This is a genomic window from Serratia sp. BNK-17, assembly GCF_048684935.1.
Lineage (GTDB): Bacteria > Pseudomonadota > Gammaproteobacteria > Enterobacterales > Enterobacteriaceae > Serratia > Serratia nematodiphila.
In genome coordinates this window covers 2,773,444-2,792,150 of the sequence record NZ_JBLQTR010000001.1, presented here as the reverse complement: position 1 = coordinate 2,792,150, position 18,707 = coordinate 2,773,444, and the positions used below count along the sequence as shown (strand labels likewise).

The window sequence follows — 18,707 nt, the reverse complement described above, 5'->3', positions numbered from 1 at the left end:
GGCGGCATTGATTACGCCCTAGAAGGGCGTACCAAAACCCTTAAAAAGAAGTATCTGCCAGATCTATGATATTTAAATCCAAAGACAATAAGGCAGAGCCAAAACCGGTTGATGACCACGCCCACAGGATGTGGTTTTCAGTTGGCAATAAAAATAGCTGAGTGCTTTCCACTCAGCCAATGTTTTTAATGCTCAATAATCTCTCTTAGATATCTGATGATAGGCACTTTATCAATTTCAGGATGGTCAATATTTGGTTTTAGTACATTCTTCCAATATAAATTGGCATTAAATGGTTTACTTCTATCTTTACCGTCACTAAATCGCAAACACTCTGGAATAACTGATTTTTGATGTGCAGGCTCAAAGGTAATATCGTGCACCCTAAATAAACCTAAATCCCCGTCCTTTCTCTCTTTATCTAACTCATATTGGTCAGAAATGGACTTTTGTATCCCAGTGTCAAAAAATGGATTGCCATAGTCATCAAAGCCCATGATATTTGCCTTATCTGTGTCACATATAACATGATATTTTATATTAAATCTAGAGAATATTTTTTGATAAAACGGAATGTTATTAACTGTACCACAATTTAATATGAATATCGTTTTGCTTGATGGGAATTCTTGGAAGTAAGCCCTGGAAATTATCTCTTCCGTTGGACCTTCAATTAGAAGAACCTCGTCTGCATAGAATGCCTCACATATGTAAGGGTTGAACCTTAGGACTTCATACATTTCTTGCCTTAATTGTTCATTTGTGTCAATCCCTTTAGCATCTTTCAAAAACTGATCATTTATCTGATAGGTTTTAGTTCCCTTGACATTATTAATCAATCGTATTATTGATGACTTCGGTTTAGAAAGATCTATCATTGACGATGAATGGGATGCACAAAGCACCTGGTATGGGAGATCCTCAACACTCACCTGATATATTAACTCACGTAACTCTTTTACCATGCGAGGGTAAAGGAATAATTCTGGCTCTTCAAATAAAACCATATAGTCTTTTCTCCCATGTTTCCTTTCGAATCTCTCTGCCACATCTCTCATTAATAGCAAGGTAAATATTGCAGTCCTGATCGTTCCATGACCTACACTGTTGTAGTTGGAAGGTATGTCCCCATCAAACTTTCCTTCCCCATTTATCTTCATAAACTCAATTTCAAAATCCCTTCCCAGTTTGTTTTCAGTCCAAACAACTCTATCCTTCTGGTCTTTAAATAAAATTGAGGTGTCACCAAATATTTTATTGAAATATCCATTCACAGAAGCTTGATAAGTTTCAATCAAGTCTGGGTCATACATTTTGTCTTGCAATTGTTTTATTTTATCCTGAGCAGCTTTCAGCTCCGCAAGATCTGATGACTTGAGAGTACTCTCGGCCATCATTTTTAAAATCTCATTTAGAATTTTTTTCGCCTCTTCCTCCGTAGGCATGGCTTTAATAAAAACAGGTTTCGGCAAACATGATTGAAAAACAGTATGGAGACCGATTGTCGCATACCCAACATCTTCATACGCATCACTAGCGTAATTAAATGTATAGTTTTTATCTTCTATTTTACCACCAGTCTTACTCCACACCTTCTTTATTCTTATTTGATCATCCTTCAAGTATTTCTTATAACTTTCCTTTTGCTTTGGTGCTTTACTCTCTATTCTTTCCTTGTCTAGGACATCGAGCTGAACTTCCAACTCAAATTCAATAGAATTTTTATCATCACGTTTAAAGAAATCATCAATGCTAGGCTTTTCATTACCATAAAAAAACATATACGCTTTTAGGAAAGTTGATTTCCCAGCATTGTTAGCGCCATAAATGAACAAGGTATTAGTATCTTTAAAAATTATCTTGTTATTTTCGATGCCGCCAGAAATAGCTCTAAAATTATTTACACCAAAGAAAGATATTTTCATACAACCCTCTTATAATGACAACTCTGTTAGTAGCCAAGTACTTCAACTCAACGCCATATTAATACCATTTATAATAGTTCAACATAATCCAATGTCATTTATGTGAACCAGACAGAGATTTCACTGTACATGCAGTGACGCCAATACATAGTAAACCTTCATACGCAAACATCGAGGTCAATTTCATAGTATAGACTACCCCTCACTTGTCTTTGCCTATATCAAAATTTCATAACCGCTTAAAAAAGGCTGATTTCCCCAAGTTAGGTCAGAAATAATAAGTCTGATCACTTAATAAACAGAGGTCATCCGTATAGGCCACTGCGCGCAATACTTCCCCCGCCTCGCCTGCGCGCTTCATGTGTCGCTTTTCATGCAGTTGCATGAACGGCCACAGGCCGCGCCAGTACTGGTGCGGCACGGGATAAAAAGTGCATTTTCTTGCATGAAAAATCATGCCCCCTATGCATGCACGCGCAATTTGTGGCTGGCTAGCCAGGAAAAAGGCTGTTTTGGGCGAGGCGAAAGACAAATGCCCTGCGGTGCTGTCGAGAGCAGCGGGGCGGAGTGTGATTAGTCCAGGGTAGGATTGCTGTTGTAGCGGCGATAGCGGTTCAACGTCCGTTTATCTGGCGGTGGCAAGGCGTTCTCATCGACTGGTTGCGCCTGTATCGGCTGGCACAGGATTTTATCGACGCTTTCCACCGTCTTGAATGTGCAGGCTCTGACATTGGTAATATGCTTCTTTTGTCCGCTCTGTGATATAGCGACTGGTGAGGGTATATAAGAAGGATAGGTGCACAGCGGGCAACACAGCATGATTTGGCCTCTTTTCTTACATGAGATGGCGTTTCCCCTAATTATTTTGCCACTTGTATCCGGCGTATTGGACTTCTTTCAGCCCAAAATTCTCCATCGGTCATCCTATGTAGTCCTAAGAGATAGCGGAAGTTAGCCCTCATGCTTATTGATATATTTTTTGATATGTATAAAATGTCATTACTCATTTTTATTATTTTGGATTAGCAATGGCAGCAAATAAAAACCAACACTATGTACCACAATGCTATTTAAAACGCTTCTCAAGCATTCCTTCAACATCTTCAATATGTCTTTATAATCTTGATAGCAACAAGTTAATTCACCAAGCTCCCATAAAAAACCAATGTTCCCGAGACTATTTCTATGGGGATGACTTAAAAATAGAGAAAGCATTGCAACCATTTGAGAGCGAATATGCCAACCTAGTTAAAAAAATAGTCTCCCCTGGATATACATTAAATAATACCGACAAGAATTTTTTGCTAGATTTCTGGCTACTTCAGCACATGAGGACTGAAGCTGCTTCAAAAAGATTGGTTGAAATGTCAGAAGGTATTATTGAAGTTGCAGGTATAGACGACTATAAATTCCAGATTAAAGATGCAGTGAATCAATCAATGAAATCATTTCTCGACACGCGCTATCATATATATGATTTAAAAGTATGCTTATTAAAAAACAAAACACCAAAAGTATTTTATACTTCAGATGATCCTGCAATACTCACAAACCGCTGGTATTTCCATGATGAACGTGCAAAATTCCAATCATTTGGCCTTGCATCTGCAGGAACCTTATTACTCTTACCAGTGACACCCCATGTTATGATGGTGGCCTATGACTCTAATGTTTACAGCATGAATGAATCTCGCGGATGGGTGAAAATAAAAAAACAAAAATGATATTGACTCCTTTAATTCATTCCAGATAATTAACTGCCGAAAAAATATTTATTTAAGCACCCCTAACGACCAAGAAAATGTATATGCATTGCATCAAAAAATAAAACCCATAAGACCTATAGTGAAACACAAATTCAACTACGCTATTTTTGATGGATCAGATGGAAATCATACCCGATATAAAACGGTCTCTAAAAATGAAGTCCTAGAGCGAAAGGAAAACACACTAATACACTATCAACCCGTCCAAGTCGCCCCTTCTGAATGGCCAACCCAAATATCGTGGAGAAATAAAGGGTTTGCATATACTAATGATACAGGTGTAGGTTATGTGAGATCTCCTTACGACATCCCTTTTTCAAGAGATCCCTTTTATAAAATCCCAACAAGAAGATAATTAATTTATTTTCAATAAAAATTTCAATACTGATATTGAAACACATTATAACTAGGGGGGTAGCGTTAAATGCCCCAATTCAAACTTATTTTCAACCTCGCTATTTTCGCACCGCATAAAAAACCAACAAAACAAAATGTATTAATTAAAAATCAACTCCACCACATTATGTTCCGAATACGTCCGGGAAAGTACGGAAAGCCCGTATCCCACCTAGGGTTGCGGGCTTTTTTTTGTCGTATTCAGGGGCCAACCCAACGGCCCGAGCTCCCCCGGGCCGATGCAGGCTAGTGATCCAAATAAAGGTAATGCAGCCAGCTGGTCATGCGCAGCAGCACTTTGCGCATCACGGAGACGTGCTCGAAGTGCCCGGTATAGACCGCCGCCTGGGCGCTCACGCCGTCGGGCAGATGATCCAGATCCGGGTTGGCTGCCAGATCGATCATTACGTACACCCCTTCCCGGCCCGGCGTGGCGCTCAGGCCCTGCAGTGCGCCGCTGGCCTGGTAGCTGCCGTCCGGTATCGCCGGCAACACCCGGCTCACGGTGCCGCCATAAACCTGTCCCGGCAAGCCGTTGAACACCACTTCAGCCTGATCCCCCTGCGCCAAACGCAGGATGGCGTTCTGGCGGAACACCGCCACCACCTGGCGCTTTTGCTGCGGGATAAAGATCATCACCGGTTTGAACGGCAGGCGAACCGCCGCCGTGCCCGGCCGCGCCAGCACCTGCGTGACATAGCCATCGCTCGGCGCACGCACCACCGTTTGTTCCAGGTTGTAACGCGCTTCGGCTATTTGCGATTTCAGGCTGGCTATCGTGGCGTCTTCGCCGTCATAGCGCCCGGACAACCGCGCCTGTTCCTGTTGGAACTGGGCTTTCGCCGCCTGCAGCGCGGCGGATTGCGCCTGATACTGCTGCTGCGCATGGCTGACGTCCTGCTCCGAAAACGGATTGACCGGCATGGCCGCCCCTTTCGCGTAGCGCTGGTAATCTTTACGGGCGCGCTCAAACTCCACGTTCGCCCGCTGCACGTTGGCGGCAGACTCGCTAAGCGCCGCCCGGCGCGTTCTGATCTCCGCCTCCGCCCCGGCCAGATCCGCTTCCAGCTTGGTGAGCCGCGCGCGGTAGCGGCTGTCGTCGAGCCGGAACAGCACCTCGCCTTTGCGCAGCAGCACGTTGGTTTTCTCCGTCACCTCAACGATCATGCCCGAGACCTGCGGCACCATCGGCACCGACACGGCAATTTTCTGCGCCCGATCGCTGTACGGATGGTTGTAGTTCATCGTCAGAATCAAGGCGCCGACGATAAATATTCCGCCAAGCACCGCAGTCGGCACGGTCCATTTGTTGACCGGAATGCGGAACAGTTTAAATACGCCGTAGCTCAGCGCCACGTAGCTGAGAATAATGAGCAAATCCATAGGCTACGCTCAACTTACCGTGGAGCCGGGAACCGCCGTCGGCTTTTCCTGCAGGCGTTGTAATTCCACTTCGAGCAGTGCGATGCGCGCCTGCAGATCCGTTGAGGATTCCGGCCTTTCACTCATGCCCCAGCCGCGTTCCGGCCGATAGAGCGTCGCCCAGATCCACAGCAGCGGCCAAATGGCGTGCAGCGTAAACAGGCTGACCCAACCGGCGACGTGAATCGCATCCTGATGCGGATGCTGGCGCTTTTTCGCCAGTAAATAGGGAATGTCATGAATAATAATGACGCCGTAGAATAGAATCAGGAATACCGCGATCAGTACGCCTAAAGCAAAATAGTTTAGAAACATGTAAAGTCCTGGTTGAGAATAATGGAAATAAATAATCTCTATAGCGTGTTATATTGTCTGATGTCGTTGGCGATGGTATCGATGGCGTTTTTCACGTCGGTGACTTTCAGCTGTGCTTTCTCATTATTAAGATTTTCTCCCGAAGCCTTACGCACCACTTTAATCACCGGCTGATTGGTCGCGGCATCGATAAACTCGCCTTCCATATAGACCGCGCTCTCCATGGTACGGTGCCCGGTTACGCTTTGCGTCGCGGCGATCAGCAGCGTGATTGGCAAGACTTCATAGACCTGCAGCCCTTTCTTCTGCGTGTCGATCGCCGTGATGGCGCCGCGGAAAATCAGCGTATGCTCCCGCGGCATGTCCACCAGCGTAAAGTGGGTGCCCATCGCCTGCTTAAACTGCTGGTTGGTGTAATTCAGGATATTGTCGAGCGCGCGCTGGCTGACCATTTCGCTCGGTTTCGGCCGCGGGAAATAGATCATCGGCTGATAAACCAAATATTGATAACGGGAAAAATCGATGCTCTGATCCTTCCAATATAAAACGTCTTTGCCGGACGCGGATTGACCTTTATTGATATCGTTATAATTGGTCAGAAAGGTCGAGTATTTTTCTTTTTCGGTCACGGAGGAAGAGCACGCTGCCAGTAATAACAGCGCAGGTAAAATCACCGTTCTTGTCACTTTCATTGACGGATTTCTCTTTATTTTTGTGGATAGCAAATAATCAAATCGAATGATACCCACCCACCCGTGATAAGTCATATGACAATGCCGCCAAAGGTGTATATCATTTTTGATATACAAACTCATACGAGCCGGCCTGTGAAACAGAAAGACTTCCGCATAGAAGAACTGAGGATCGTCCACGTCATCGCCGAAACGGCGAGCGTCAGCAAAGCGGCGCAGCTGTTGGATATGCCGCAATCCAACGTGTCGCGCGCCCTCACCGCGCTGGAGCGGCGGCTCGGACTGGAGCTGTTCCTGCGCGGCCCGCGTGCGCTGGCGCTGACCGAGTTCGGCGAACAATTCTTGCGGCGCGCCTCGCAGTTGCTGAACGAGCATAGCGATCTGCTCGATATGGCCGGCACCTATAAGCGCAGCCTGAACGGCATGGTCACGCTCGGCGCGCCGATCGGCATCCACGCTTTCCTGGCCAGCTATTTGCTGCCGCCGCTGCTGCACGCTGCGCCGGCGCTGACTGTCGATCTGGTAACCCGCAACCCCGACGAACACGAGAAAAAATATGGCGCAGTATTCGACAGCGACTGCGATTTGCTGATCAGCTTTTTCCAGCCGCAAAACGAAAGCCTGATTGCCAGGCCCTTTACCCGTTTTCGCGTCGGGCTGTTCGCCGCGCCGGATTACATCGCCCGCTCGCCGCTGAATGAGCTGGATGAACTGTCGCAGCATCGCTGCATTACCTTGCGCATGCTGGGCGGCATTCGCAATACCTGGAGCGGCTACAGTGCGCAGGGGGAGTTGGTGCAGGTCGAGATCAACGGCGCCAGCGTCTGCGATAACATTCTGCCGGCGATCGAGCTGGCCAAACAGGGCCTGGGCATCGTCTACGCCCCGTATTATTCCGTCGCCGCCGAGCTCGATGCCGGCACGCTGCTGCCCTGCCTGGCGCGCGAGCGCGGCATCGATATGCAGGCCTACCTGATCTACCGCCGGCGCGGCGTGTTGCCGCACCGGGTGCAGGTGACGATGGACAGCATCATGGAAAGCGTCAAACTGCACGCACACCGGCTGATATAGCCAAGAAAAACCCCGCCGCAGCGGGGTGTAACGCATCACATCAGCGTAAAATACCTCACCGCCCCTCTTTTTCCCCCAGGAAGAAATACCACAGCGGAATGGAAAGCAGCAGGGTGAATACCAGCGTATACAGCAGCACCATCAGGCTCTGCATAATCACCATCTGGGCGCTCCAGTCGCCGATCGGCAGCTGAAACTGCTCGACGGTGCCGCCGAGGATCGCCCGGCCCATCACGCAGCCGACCGCCACCGCGACCGTCGCCACCGCCGCGCGGAACTTGCGCACCTCGGCGCGGCGGGCGGCCGCTTCCGGCGTTTCGTCCCGAAGGCCTTGCCGCTGGCCGCGCCAGCGCCATACGTCCACCAGCAGCAACGCCGCGAGGCTCACGCCCATCACCGGCAGACAATAACCCAGCGCCGCTGCCACCAGCAGCGTGACGGCGCGCGCCGGCAGGGCAAGCGCCAGCCAGGCGGCGACCAGCGTCTGCACCGGATGCTGCGCACCCGCCGCCGGGCGGCGCAGCCACCACATGCGGTAACCCAGCACGATCGTCAGGCACAGCCCAAGGCCAAACGCCGCCAGCAGCAGCTGATTCGGCAAGCCGAACAGAATGCCCATGTGGGCGTCGATGCCCCAGCGGGTCAGCTTGGCGATGAGCGGGAAGGTGCCGAACCGCACCTGGTCGACGACGGCGAAGCTTTGCGGCGCGATGGCGACCGCGTCCACCTGCGTCGGCCAGCTGCGATCCACTTCGGTCACCGTCCAGGCTTTGCCCTCGCCCTTCGGCTGGCGCAGCTCTATCTTGGCGGCATCGATCCCGGCGGCGCGCGCGGCGCGCAGCGCCCGATCCCAGTCGCCATTCAGCGCATTGGCCTGTGCGGCAGGGTTCATCTTCATGCCCGGCATCATACCGCGGTGCTCGGCGTGCGGATCGGCCGGCGTCTGCGGCGCATCGGCCTGCAGGCTGGCGTTGACCTGCGGCGTGAGCCAGCCCAGGTTGGCCCGCAGCGCGTCGATGTTGCCGCCGGCCCATTGCGACCAGGTCAGCCCGGTGGCCGAAAAGAACAGCAGCCCGGCCAGCAATGCCACGCCCAGCGTGATATGCCGATGGCGGCTGGCGGCAAAGCCCCCTTTTGCCCTTTTCAGCTTGCGCTTCGGCCGCGTCGCCAGCCACAGCGCCACGCCGCCCAGCGCGGCCACCCACAGCCAGGATGCCGCCAGCTCACTGTAATTGCGGCCCATATCTCCGAGCAGCAGGCTGCTGTGCAGCTTATCCAGCCAGGTGCGCAGCGGCAGTACGCCGGAGGTGCCGTACACCGTCATGTCGCCCTTGATCGCCAGGGTGTAAGTATCGACAAACAGCGCGCGCGACTCGGAAGCGCCCAGATCGGCACTCGCGAACTGTACGCGCGTGGTATCCGTCGCGCCGGGCGCCGGGCGCACGGCGTAAATGCGCGTCTCGGCACCCGCCACGCGGCGGGCGGCGGCGATTTGGTCGGCCAGCGATCTCGCCTGTCCGTGCGGTTCGGTAAAAAGCGCATCGCGATACAGCGCCTCTTCAAGCTGCGGGGTCAGCACATACAGCGTGCCGGTCAGTGCGGCGACCAGAATAAAAGGGGCAACCAGCAGGCCGATATAAAAATGCAGCCGTCTGATCAGGTTCAGCATCGCGCCTCGCGGCGATGCGGCAGGTGGAGTTTTGGTTATTGAAGACATGGCCTTTCTCGTTTTTCAAACTGTGCGCGCAGGCAAACCGTCCGCAGCGATACGGACGGCGTTACCCATGATCAAGCAATAGGGAAAAACGGCTGGCCGGGCGGCCCGCGCGGGCTCGGCCGCAGGGCAAGGCGCCGAATGGGCGGAGAAACGATGCGCGGCGCGCAAGGCAGGCGTGCGATGCGCGTCATCAGCCACAGCAGCGGGACGAATGCCCACAGCAGCAGCGGTACATGGATCAGCAGCTCACAATAGCCGCAGAAAATCACCTCCGCCGGATCCATGCCGTGGTGGCCGGCATGCTCGGCGGCGGGCATCGCCATTCCGTGCATCTCATGCTGCATGGTAGCTGCCGGCTGCGCCATGCCGCTCATCATCTGATGGTGCATCAGCGATTTCGACACCACCGGCGCCACAAACAGCAACAGCACCGCCATAATGGCGATGCAGGCGGCAAAGCGTTGCTGTAGCTGGCGTGGCACTCTCATCGCGGCGGTGAATTAACCCGGTCGGTGGCGAACAAGCGGCCAGTGTAACCTCAATGAACGGTGAGTTGAATGAAAAGCGAGATTTGTGTGGTATATGCAGCTAACGATTTGGTATCCGCTACAAACTCTCGACAAGACGACGGATTGCCGGCCGAAGCTTCTTTCTTGCTGCCCTCCCAATCATGCCCTGGGTGTTTATATTGAGCCTCTTTTTATTAACCGTTTTATAATGCATATAGAATGAAAACAAACTCAGCAACAACAGCAATAACGCCAAAAATAATAAAAACATCAACATTCCTTATATTATAACAACCCTTCAAATTTCATTACCACCCAAAATCAGCCAGTGATAGCTTTCAATTTTCGGTTAAAAAAATTTCTGCATCACGGACCAACTATGTAAGCCGACGGTTTTGATGCTGGCATTCAATTGCATCTAGATTGCTGCTGGTGTGGCACCTTTTACCAACATGCGCCTGATTTTCCGCTATCTACTGGTTAAACCAATCTCAGACAACTTAGGTCATCACCTATTCACGCCCTCTCATAACATAGTGTACCCAAATGTGGTCATGAATATTTTTTGAAAAACAGATGAAAAATTTCAGTCAGCAAAAAAATATATCTTCCCCTTTTAAGTTAATGGGAAAGAGGGGGTATTCACTAACGACCGTGAAACATTCATGCCACTATCCGCAATCGGGAATCATCACAACAGAAATATCAACTATATTCTTATCAACAACAACGACGTTTTTATCCCCTTGAAGAAACAGCTCAATATAACACATTAATAACTATAGTGAGCAAGCAGGCATACATACCCCATTTATTTATAAATTAACAAAACAACCCTCTAGCATGAATAAAATCACTACTACAAAACCTTTAGAGCTTCAAAGTCTATATTTAGATATTGCTTGCAAAAATATTATGGGATTGCAAGTATCATTACGGCACTACCAGTGAATACTCCCGAACCTGTTCCAGCATGCAAATTTGAAACAAGCGTTACTCTTCGTCCAGCGGGACCTACATTTGAAAGCACAACCCCATCATTGGCATACATACCATCAAGGGTCAGCGAACTATAAAATCCTGCCCCCTCACCTCCTGACAGTACCAACTTACCTTGCTCCCCTGTTGCTATAACAAGTTTGAGATTGCTTGCCACACTACACTGGACCTCAATACTTTTTTCCACACGTGAAGAACTCGATTCATCAAGATTGATAGTGCCATGGTCAAGCACGATATCGCTTAAATCAGTAAACCCACAAACGCCAGCAGGAGGGGGGGCAACGCCACAAATACTTCCAGGTAAAAGTTGAGCATAAGCCAACCCTACGGGAGGAACGGCCACTCTGTAAAAAATTCCTACACATTCATTTGGTACCTTAGAACCAGTATGCTCAAGCGTTCCCGATAATGGGAGAGACCAATACCGTTTGTATATCTGACCGAGTTCACCAACAGTCCGAACTTTTGTCATTTCAGGAGCAGTATTGGAGTCTAATTTTGCATTATAAGTCGTACCTGGATTCCCTGACTCATCATGTCTATGAGCGATCCAGAGAGTACACCCACTCCCCCCAAAACAGGGGTTAGCCTGTGAAGTTTCATCCTCCCATGATTCAACGGTATAGTGATAAACTGAAAGGCTAGATGAATATTCAGATCTAGAGATGTAACTATATATAGCCCCATTCACATGCATAGGGAGCATCAAAAAAGCCAAAATTGTCACCCGACAGATAGTTAACACATATCACCACAAACTAAAATATTCAACAAAGCGCCCTCTGCATAGCCCCCCCCCACGAATACAAAAGGAGAACAGCATAAAGCAGTCCCTTCCACAACTATAGATCTAACAAAAATCTCACAAAGTTATATTTAAGCTCCAATATCGAACAAAAGCGCTTCATTAAATGGCCATAAGAGCGAAACAACATCTACACCTATTCAAACCGTCAATGTAAATTTCAATTCAAAAATAACCATTGCGCTAAGAAAAAAACATAACAACCTGATTTATTAACTCCTGCAGTTCACTCTGCACATAAGCTAACAGCGCTATCAGACTGCTGCCATTTTGCAGATTACATTTCTCACAGGTTAATTTATTGCAGTTATTTTCCTTCCTGGCTTACAAAAAAATAGTCATCCCATTCACCTATCTGCCTACATTTATCGCCAGAAGCTCGGGCCATACCGCACTTTCTGTTCCCAATAAGGTCATCGCTGTAGTTTACCCTGGATGACATTGCATTCGGCTAGACTAGTTTAAAAATTATGCCCCCGGCGTAAGGATATTGGGGTACGGATGGTTGTCGATGACAGTACCGAAATCCAATGCGATTTTCTCATCCCCAGAGAGAATACACTATTCAGCTACCAAGATATCGTGCAGACTCAGTTTGTTCGCTGCCGTTCAACAGCAAACAGTAACTACCAGGCATGCTCCAAGAATTCTTTTTACTGATTGACGCTCTGAAAGTACCTCTCCCAGTTTTGTCCACTCGCTTTTCCTCCAGGTAAGTATCTCTGAATTTCTCTTGTTCATGATTTATAATGCAAACAGAATGAAAACAAACTCAGGAAAAACAATATTCAACAACAGCATTACCTGCGTCACTTTTTAATTAGATATCATTGCCACGCAAAATCAGCCAGTTATAGAGTTCAATTTTGCGGTTAAAACCGAACTTCTTCATGACCGCGCCCCGGTGCGAGCTGATGGTTTTAATGCTGATATTCAGCCGCATTGAAATTTCCGCGGGCGTGAGACCTTTGGCCAGCAGGCGCATGATTTGTTGCTGACGGTGGGTCAGTTCATTTTCCAGTGATAGCTTTTGAGTTTTACGGATAGAAAGTTCCCGCTTATGCCATAAGGTATCCAGATAGAAACGCAACTCTTGCTGACTAACTTTTTTAGTTACCGTCTGTTGAAACGGTGACAACCTCCACGTAGAAGAACTATTCCAGTCCCTACAAAAAGATAAAACAATAATATCTTTAGAAGAGGAGAGTAAGGTTTTTCCTACAAAATGAGACATTCTATTGCTAGATTCATAAAGTATGACATCAGCATTATTTAATTGTTCTTCCCTAACAAAAACAGATTCTTTTCCCAACGCCATAAAGTAGTCAGATAAAAAAAACCTCAAACCTCGCATGAAATAAAAGTCCTTCACCAAAAGGCTAATATTAACCACACTCACCTCCAATCCCATCCATAATAAGACGGCTGTAAAAACCATAGCTATAGCATCGAGGATAAAAGATAAAAAATTTAATCACCTGTCACTAAATTACATCTACCGTTGCCACCGCCGAGGCACTAAAGCTGCCTGAGCTGATTGCTCCACTCGTTGATAACTCCGAAGAAAAGACAAGTGGTACGAAGGTACTTGAACCAGGAACAGAAATATTTACACCTGTTACTCCATCTTTACCGCTAATTTTTAATTTTGATTTCAAACTACCATCGGCAATCAATTTCAGCATATCGCTACCGTTTCCGTCTGTGACTTTAACGCTTACCGTCGCAGCTCCGGTGCAGGACAGCATACTATAATTACTCACACTATTGCCGCTAATCACGTCTGCCGCCAAGGTACCATGGTCCAGGGTCACGTCCCCTGACAGAGAGCAAATAACCTTTGGCGGGGTAGGAGCCGGTGGGGGCGTAATCCCGCCCCCACAAGTTGAAGCAAGATTGGTGTTCCCCCACTCCATACTGTGAATCCCCATAGTAATGCAATCCCCTGGTTTATAACCTTTAATTATACCGGTGATTGGCATTTGCTTATTAACCTCCGACATAAACTTTTCCAATGTAAATTTCCCATAAACGCCTTTAACATCATAAACCCAATTATCAAGCCCCCCCGGTAAGAATCAAGCAATGAGTAATAACACTACAATTCACCTCACGACTACTACTACTGGATATGGAAACCATTTTAAAACTATAGTTTTCTCCCGATAACTTGCCCCATTCGAGCTCAAAATTGGCATCTGGCCACGCATTAGCTTTCCCTATGATAAAAAAAATCACGAGAAATCCATAAAGAAACTTAACCATACTCTCCCCTATGAGTTAAACTTATTTTTACGCGGGTGCAATAATAATAATGAAACTCCCAGAGAACTCCCCTTCAAGTTGGGAGGTAACTCCGTTTAATGTTGAGGTAATCCTCAACCGGGTCGGTGATGTCGACGCGGAAATCCCGACGCCATCCCCCAACTTTCTATCATTGATAGTGATATCACTGCGCAATCCGCTGGCCGGAGACAAAATAACCGAGTTTATTTGTGTAGGTGAAATGACATAAACAAACATCGCGGAAGAACACGTAACATAAAAATCAGTATAGGCCGAGTTGCCGTTTACCTCCCGGGGGGTCAATGTGCCATGGTTTATCTCCAAGGCAGGCTGGTCGATCCGGCATACGGTTGGCGGATACTCGGCATAAGTGCAAGCAATATCCAAGGAGTATGCCCTTCCAGAACCCCAAGTGCTATTAAGATACCCCAGACGCCAACAAGCTTTGCCAATTACCCCAGCATTTCTTTGGCCATCGAATCTCTTTCCGAGAAACCCATGCTTAATAAATAACTTACCTAGCTCCCCCATGGTTTTTGCGTCTCTGGCCCCTGGAACAGTAAACGCTTTAATATCCAGAAAATCACTACCGGGGCCAATATAGGTATACGTTAAGTAAATATCATCATCTTTAACCCCCGGATTTATCGGACCGGACCAAATATTCATGGGATTTCTACGTGTATCATTAATATCCCATGACTCTACGCTCACCATATCAGCGTACCCAGGCGTCGCCACAACCTTTAGTTCATAGGCAGCAGAAAACGCCACCGAAGAATAAAAAACGGGTACAAAAAAAAGCGAAAAGACTTTCATTTTATGCCACCTGTAATATTATTCATATGCCAAACTAAACGTGGCCACGGCACCAAATGCTCCGTACCCGATCGCTTTTTTTTCGATAGCCAGAGGCTCAGCGCGAACATAGGCCCGCAACTCGATAATATTTCCGCCTTTTTGCAAGCTGTATTTGTCGCCGGTTTTATTCATCGGCACCGCTTTCCCTGCCGGAGTTTCCAGCCCTATCGCTATTCCCGTGGCCAGGCTACCTGCGCTGACGGCCAATAAACCGGGCAATGCCAAACTTTCTGTTCCTGACAACGTCACCGATACCGATTTCCCCAGACTGATATCGCATTCGGCCAAACGAATTTCAAACTTCTGGCCCGGCGTACGCGTATTGAGATACAGGTATTTGTCAATGATGGTGCTGAAATCCAGTTCGATCTCCTCATTTCCCGGCGGGATCACGCACGGCTCCGCCACCAGCGCGCCATGCAGGCGCAGGTTGTTGGCCGCCGCCGCGTTGCCGCCCATCATCAGCGCTGGCAGCAGCGCGGCCACCGCCAGCCATCGGCCGATCGCCTTGTTCATCCCTCGCTCCTTATTGATAATCGGCTTGCAACGTTGCCCAAGCCTCGAACGCCCCCTCGCTCAGCGTGACACCTTGTTTTTGTACCGGCACCGCTTCCAGCTGCGGTGGGTTATCCAAGGTGATGTTCAACGTGCTGCCCGGTGTGAAAGGCTCATCGTTCCGGTATATGCGGATGCCCAAATCGCTTTTGTTGGTCGCCAACGCCTGTTTATCGAAACCGCTGACGTCGCCCCTCAGACTTAGGGTTAGCGCCCAATTGCCGTTGGTCGCTCTGTCGCAGGTAATTTGGTAGTTCAGCACCTGGCGGTAGTTCACGCCGTCGACCTTGTTAATGCCGACGCGCTGACCGAAGTCCACCTCAACCTGGTTGCCGTCATTAATGCGGCACGGCGGCGGCGCGAGCAGTGTGCCGCGGAAAGTCATATTCTCCGCCGCTAACGCGGTACTCAGCGGCCCTATCAGACCGCCTATCAACAACAGGGCACGCATCGTTATATTCATTTTTCGTTCCCTTACTGGTAAGCCACCTTCAGCGTGGCGCCCGCCGTAAATTCACCGCCGCTGAGCGTAGTACCGCTCTGTTTTACCGGTACCGCCCACAGCTCAGGCTTGTTCGGGTAGGTGAAATTCAGCCAGCTGTTGAGCGCCAGCTTGCTGCTGCCTTGCTGCAATTGAATGCCCAGCGCTGTTTTATTGGTTTTCAATGCCGTCGAGTCAAAGGCCGCACCGGTGCCTTGCACCTGCAACTTCATGGCATTTTTACTTTGGCCGTTGCAGGACAGGGTGTAACCCACCGCCGTCCGATAATTGTTGCCGTCTACCCGAGTGGTCATGACTTCGCCAAAATTCACCTCGATCGGCCGATCGCCGTTAATCACACAGGGCGGCGGCGCCACCACCGTAACTTTTACGGTCACCGTGGTCGCCGCCTGTAGCATCAGCGGCACGGTAATCAACAATGCGCTCAGGCAGCCGATTCGCTGTCGGTTCCTTACTCTCGTTATCGTTTCATCCATGTTCAGCCCCGCCTCAGTCATAGCTCAGATAAAAGTCCATCACCGCCCGGTAGCTGCCCGCCAGCAAACCGGCCGCCGTGCGCTCCGGCGTGATGGTGTAGCTCAGGCTGTTCCGCCCCGGCGTTAACAGCAGCGGCGCACCTCTGTCGCCCAGCCGCACATCGCGCCCGTGGGCATCCTTTAGCCTCAGCCCCAGACCGGATACGCCGCGCGCCTGAACCAGCTGCGGATTATTCGCATCCCGCGGCGCCCGGAAACTCACCGTCACCGCCGGCTGGCCATTGGCCCAGACCAACCCGCCGGTGCGCGGATCGCGATTGGCCGCCGGGCTGCGCAGGCAGTCCGCCAGCCGCAGCTCAAAGCTCACCGGCGTGCCGCGATCGCCTGTCTGCTTCAAGCGCCCGGTGCCGACTTCACCCAACGCGATGTCCTGGCGCACACTATCCATCTCCAGCCGACAGGCGCTCTCGGTCAGCGCGCCCTGCACATACAGCACGCCGTTGGCACCCTCTACCTGCCAGTTATCCGCCGCCTGCGCCGGTGGCAGCAGCCACAGCAGCGCGGTCAGGCTCAATGGCGCCATCAAGGCCAGCGCCGCCAGCACGGCGTAATATCGCAGCTCGCTTATCCAGTAAGCGCGTTCCGCCATCAGCTCCTTTGCCATTTATCCTCCTGTCTACTTTTATCTGGATGCAGCGGTTAGTCGCCTTTCTTCTCCGGCACCACTTTGCAGATATTGCCGCTGCAGCTGAAGCTCAGCTGCGGGCGGCCGCCGTAGTCGTTGACGTAGGTCAACACCGGGCTATTGCCCACGCTCGCCGCACTCGCCGTCAGCGGCAGGCTGCCCTTCGGCGGCACCATCATCGGCTCGAAAGCTTTCAGCGGCGCGTTCTTGCTGCTGCCCGCATCCACCAGGGTGACGTAGTACGGCGTCGGGTTGTTCACCACGTACTTGTCGCCCTGCCGGGTCAGCGTCAGCTGCTCCTGCGGCGGCGGCGCATTGGTGTCGATGCCCAATCCCGCCGGGCGGTAGAACAGCTTGATGCGCGTCTGCAGCGCGATCTGCAGGGTGTTCGGCTTGCTGCTCTTCGGCGGGATCTCGCGCAGATTGAAGTAGTAGACCGTTTCGCGGTCCTGCGGCAGCTGTTTGGCTGCCGGCAGCGCCTGGATCTTCACCTGACTGGGCTTGCCCGGCTCGATGCGCTGCACCGGCGGCAGCACCGTCAACGGACTCTGGATCTTGTTGCCCCGTTCGTCCTCGATCCAGCCCTGCGCCAGATACGGCAACTGCTTGTTCTGGTTGCTGACGCTCAGGCTCACCGAGTTTAGCGAACCGTCAAACACCACGCGGGTGCGATCCAGGGCAATCGCCGCCTGGGCCGGCAGCGACGCAGATACGATCAGCACGGCCCCCGCTGCCGCCACAAGGTGTTTTTCGGCAAACGCCGCAAATAAACGTTTCGTATTTTTCATAACAACCTCAACTCAATAAATATAAAAATTCATCCAATCAATAAAAATTCATTTAGATCACATTAAAAATAATCACCGCACTGCCGGTAAAGTCGCCCGAGGTTTCTTTTTTCAGTTCCGACTCATCGAGAGAGGCAAACAGTTCAACGCTGCCCTTATAGCCAACCTTGACGGTCACATCTCGTTTGTTGCTGGCGCCCGGTGCATCAACGGAAAGTTTCACTTTAAGCTGCTGTTTATTTTGCGGATTGGTCAATACGATGGTATCGCCGCCGCTGCGATTGGCATCGGTAAATATTAAACGCGCCGTCGCTTGTGAGGTGTAATCACCATCGCAAATCAACGAAGCCGTAATGCTGGCGGTTTTAGATTCCTGGTTGACAACGCCAAAATTAATTTCACTGTTGCTTAAACCATCGACCCGGCAAAATACGTTGACGGGGGGGAGTGGATCTATCGGTGGAAGACGGCCATCCTTGGTTGAGGCCAACATTGTTCTCTCGCCATTCCAAAATTCAATCCATACCACCGGAGCCTTACAAGGATATGTCTGATTTATCGTTCCTTTGAACGGCATTTTATCTTTAATGGCTTTGTTGATTTCATCAAAACTATGCCAGTTTCTATCGTTAAAAAGCACAATGCTGCTTAACGGGTAGTAAGGCGAACCACACACCCCTCCTGACGCAATATTGGTATAGACACGGACCGAACATGTCCAGGTATCAGGACAATAACTCCCTTTTACAGGGTCCATGTTCCCATTCCCCTCGCTATCCTCAGGGCCTAGCGTGATGCTGGTAACGTTGTAATCCACCGCAGTTCGATTATTAAGCCAATACCAGTCAGAAAAACTGGCGACTGTCGTTGCGGCGTTGCAAGCAACGGTAAAGAAAAACAAAAAAAAACCGATAAATAACACCATCATGCCACC

Annotated in this window: 18 protein-coding genes and 1 pseudogene; 2 read left to right on the top strand and 17 right to left on the bottom strand. The window is 49.8% G+C overall.

Translation table 11 applies throughout. From position 1 onward, the window contains the following. Positions 1 to 185: 185 nt before the first annotated feature. Entirely contained in the window at positions 186 to 1,925 is a 1,740-nt protein-coding gene (locus tag ACMGF7_RS13230) for an ATP-dependent nuclease (protein WP_420286471.1), read from the bottom strand. 573 nt (positions 1,926 to 2,498) lie between these two features. Next, positions 2,499 to 2,744, bottom strand: a pseudogene (locus ACMGF7_RS13225) (ogr/Delta-like zinc finger family protein). A gap of 209 nt (positions 2,745 to 2,953) precedes the next feature. On the opposite strand from ACMGF7_RS13225, the gene ACMGF7_RS13220 reads away from it, so the two are divergent. Further along, positions 2,954 to 3,649 carry a DUF4238 domain-containing protein gene (locus ACMGF7_RS13220; RefSeq protein ID WP_420286470.1) on the top strand — a complete coding sequence of 232 codons (696 nt, stop codon included), beginning with the start codon at positions 2,954 to 2,956 and terminating at the stop codon, positions 3,647 to 3,649. A gap of 684 nt (positions 3,650 to 4,333) precedes the next feature. On the opposite strand, the gene ACMGF7_RS13215 is transcribed toward ACMGF7_RS13220, so the two are convergent. The 3 genes from ACMGF7_RS13215 to ACMGF7_RS13205 are packed head-to-tail and all read right to left on the bottom strand — an operon-like array spanning position 4,334 to position 6,516. Next, positions 4,334 to 5,470 (bottom strand): HlyD family secretion protein, encoded by a 1,137-nt coding sequence (locus ACMGF7_RS13215; RefSeq protein ID WP_033651593.1) that lies wholly within the window; start codon positions 5,468 to 5,470, stop codon positions 4,334 to 4,336. Between the two features lie 9 nt (positions 5,471 to 5,479). Further along, positions 5,480 to 5,824 (bottom strand): DUF3302 domain-containing protein, encoded by a 345-nt coding sequence (locus tag ACMGF7_RS13210; RefSeq protein ID WP_273875294.1) that lies wholly within the window; start codon positions 5,822 to 5,824, stop codon positions 5,480 to 5,482. Positions 5,825 to 5,862: 38 nt separating this feature from the next. After that, positions 5,863 to 6,516 (bottom strand): DUF3313 domain-containing protein, encoded by a 654-nt coding sequence (locus tag ACMGF7_RS13205; protein WP_420286469.1) that lies wholly within the window; start codon positions 6,514 to 6,516, stop codon positions 5,863 to 5,865. Positions 6,517 to 6,651: 135 nt separating this feature from the next. Here ACMGF7_RS13205 and ACMGF7_RS13200 point away from each other — a divergent pair, with 135 nt between their 5' ends. Further along, complete coding sequence (locus ACMGF7_RS13200) at positions 6,652 to 7,587, top strand: LysR family transcriptional regulator (protein ID WP_420286468.1); 936 nt, start codon at positions 6,652 to 6,654, stop codon at positions 7,585 to 7,587. A gap of 55 nt (positions 7,588 to 7,642) precedes the next feature. On the opposite strand, the gene ACMGF7_RS13195 is transcribed toward ACMGF7_RS13200, so the two are convergent. The 12 genes from ACMGF7_RS13195 to ACMGF7_RS13140 form a co-directional block, all read right to left on the bottom strand. Continuing rightward, positions 7,643 to 9,256 carry a DUF2534 family protein gene (locus ACMGF7_RS13195; RefSeq protein ID WP_420286467.1) on the bottom strand — a complete coding sequence of 538 codons (1,614 nt, stop codon included), beginning with the start codon at positions 9,254 to 9,256 and terminating at the stop codon, positions 7,643 to 7,645. A gap of 119 nt (positions 9,257 to 9,375) precedes the next feature. Then, positions 9,376 to 9,792, bottom strand: a complete 417-nt coding sequence (locus ACMGF7_RS13190) for a DUF2946 domain-containing protein (protein WP_420286466.1) — start codon at positions 9,790 to 9,792, stop codon at positions 9,376 to 9,378. A 934-nt stretch (positions 9,793 to 10,726) separates the two neighbouring features. After that, entirely contained in the window at positions 10,727 to 11,533 is an 807-nt protein-coding gene (locus tag ACMGF7_RS13185) for a PapG chaperone-binding domain-containing protein (protein WP_273875301.1), read from the bottom strand. A gap of 907 nt (positions 11,534 to 12,440) precedes the next feature. Continuing rightward, positions 12,441 to 13,013 (bottom strand): response regulator transcription factor, encoded by a 573-nt coding sequence (locus tag ACMGF7_RS13180; RefSeq protein WP_273875302.1) that lies wholly within the window; start codon positions 13,011 to 13,013, stop codon positions 12,441 to 12,443. A gap of 91 nt (positions 13,014 to 13,104) precedes the next feature. After that, positions 13,105 to 13,623: a hypothetical protein gene (locus ACMGF7_RS13175; protein ID WP_420286465.1), complete on the bottom strand. Its 519-nt coding sequence runs from the start codon at positions 13,621 to 13,623 to the stop codon at positions 13,105 to 13,107. 289 nt (positions 13,624 to 13,912) lie between these two features. Then, positions 13,913 to 14,725 (bottom strand): hypothetical protein, encoded by an 813-nt coding sequence (locus ACMGF7_RS13170; protein WP_420286464.1) that lies wholly within the window; start codon positions 14,723 to 14,725, stop codon positions 13,913 to 13,915. 18 nt (positions 14,726 to 14,743) lie between these two features. Then, on the bottom strand, positions 14,744 to 15,283 hold the full coding sequence (locus tag ACMGF7_RS13165) for a fimbrial protein (RefSeq protein ID WP_197800412.1): 540 nt from the start codon (positions 15,281 to 15,283) through the stop codon (positions 14,744 to 14,746). 10 nt (positions 15,284 to 15,293) lie between these two features. Next, the gene (locus ACMGF7_RS13160; protein WP_197800414.1) at positions 15,294 to 15,785 is read right to left on the bottom strand and encodes a fimbrial protein; all 492 of its coding nucleotides are present in this window, start codon (positions 15,783 to 15,785) and stop codon (positions 15,294 to 15,296) included. A gap of 11 nt (positions 15,786 to 15,796) precedes the next feature. Further along, the gene (locus ACMGF7_RS13155; RefSeq protein ID WP_197800417.1) at positions 15,797 to 16,300 is read right to left on the bottom strand and encodes a fimbrial protein; all 504 of its coding nucleotides are present in this window, start codon (positions 16,298 to 16,300) and stop codon (positions 15,797 to 15,799) included. A gap of 13 nt (positions 16,301 to 16,313) precedes the next feature. Next, a complete protein-coding gene (locus ACMGF7_RS13150) occupies positions 16,314 to 16,964 on the bottom strand; it encodes a fimbrial protein (RefSeq protein ID WP_197800419.1) in 651 nt (216 codons plus the stop codon). Between the two features lie 35 nt (positions 16,965 to 16,999). Then, positions 17,000 to 17,773 (bottom strand): fimbria/pilus periplasmic chaperone, encoded by a 774-nt coding sequence (locus tag ACMGF7_RS13145; RefSeq protein ID WP_273875307.1) that lies wholly within the window; start codon positions 17,771 to 17,773, stop codon positions 17,000 to 17,002. 52 nt (positions 17,774 to 17,825) lie between these two features. After that, positions 17,826 to 18,701 (bottom strand): hypothetical protein, encoded by an 876-nt coding sequence (locus ACMGF7_RS13140; RefSeq protein WP_197800421.1) that lies wholly within the window; start codon positions 18,699 to 18,701, stop codon positions 17,826 to 17,828. Between the last annotated feature and the right edge of the window lie 6 nt (positions 18,702 to 18,707).

Coding starts and splice junctions, on each gene's coding strand:
- ACMGF7_RS13190 (WP_420286466.1), bottom strand. CDS start 9,792: ATGAGAGTGCCACGCCAGCTACAGCAACGCTTTGCCGCCTGCATCGCC.
- ACMGF7_RS13210 (WP_273875294.1), bottom strand. CDS start 5,824: ATGTTTCTAAACTATTTTGCTTTAGGCGTACTGATCGCGGTATTCCTG.
- ACMGF7_RS13220 (WP_420286470.1), top strand. CDS start 2,954: ATGGCAGCAAATAAAAACCAACACTATGTACCACAATGCTATTTAAAA.
- ACMGF7_RS13145 (WP_273875307.1), bottom strand. CDS start 17,773: ATGAAAAATACGAAACGTTTATTTGCGGCGTTTGCCGAAAAACACCTT.
- ACMGF7_RS13195 (WP_420286467.1), bottom strand. CDS start 9,256: ATGCTGAACCTGATCAGACGGCTGCATTTTTATATCGGCCTGCTGGTT.
- ACMGF7_RS13170 (WP_420286464.1), bottom strand. CDS start 14,725: ATGAAAGTCTTTTCGCTTTTTTTTGTACCCGTTTTTTATTCTTCGGTG.
- ACMGF7_RS13165 (WP_197800412.1), bottom strand. CDS start 15,283: ATGAACAAGGCGATCGGCCGATGGCTGGCGGTGGCCGCGCTGCTGCCA.
- ACMGF7_RS13150 (WP_197800419.1), bottom strand. CDS start 16,964: ATGGCAAAGGAGCTGATGGCGGAACGCGCTTACTGGATAAGCGAGCTG.
- ACMGF7_RS13160 (WP_197800414.1), bottom strand. CDS start 15,785: ATGAATATAACGATGCGTGCCCTGTTGTTGATAGGCGGTCTGATAGGG.
- ACMGF7_RS13175 (WP_420286465.1), bottom strand. CDS start 13,623: ATGTCGGAGGTTAATAAGCAAATGCCAATCACCGGTATAATTAAAGGT.
- ACMGF7_RS13205 (WP_420286469.1), bottom strand. CDS start 6,516: ATGAAAGTGACAAGAACGGTGATTTTACCTGCGCTGTTATTACTGGCA.
- ACMGF7_RS13230 (WP_420286471.1), bottom strand. CDS start 1,925: ATGAAAATATCTTTCTTTGGTGTAAATAATTTTAGAGCTATTTCTGGC.
- ACMGF7_RS13155 (WP_197800417.1), bottom strand. CDS start 16,300: ATGGATGAAACGATAACGAGAGTAAGGAACCGACAGCGAATCGGCTGC.
- ACMGF7_RS13140 (WP_197800421.1), bottom strand. CDS start 18,701: ATGATGGTGTTATTTATCGGTTTTTTTTTGTTTTTCTTTACCGTTGCT.
- ACMGF7_RS13215 (WP_033651593.1), bottom strand. CDS start 5,470: ATGGATTTGCTCATTATTCTCAGCTACGTGGCGCTGAGCTACGGCGTA.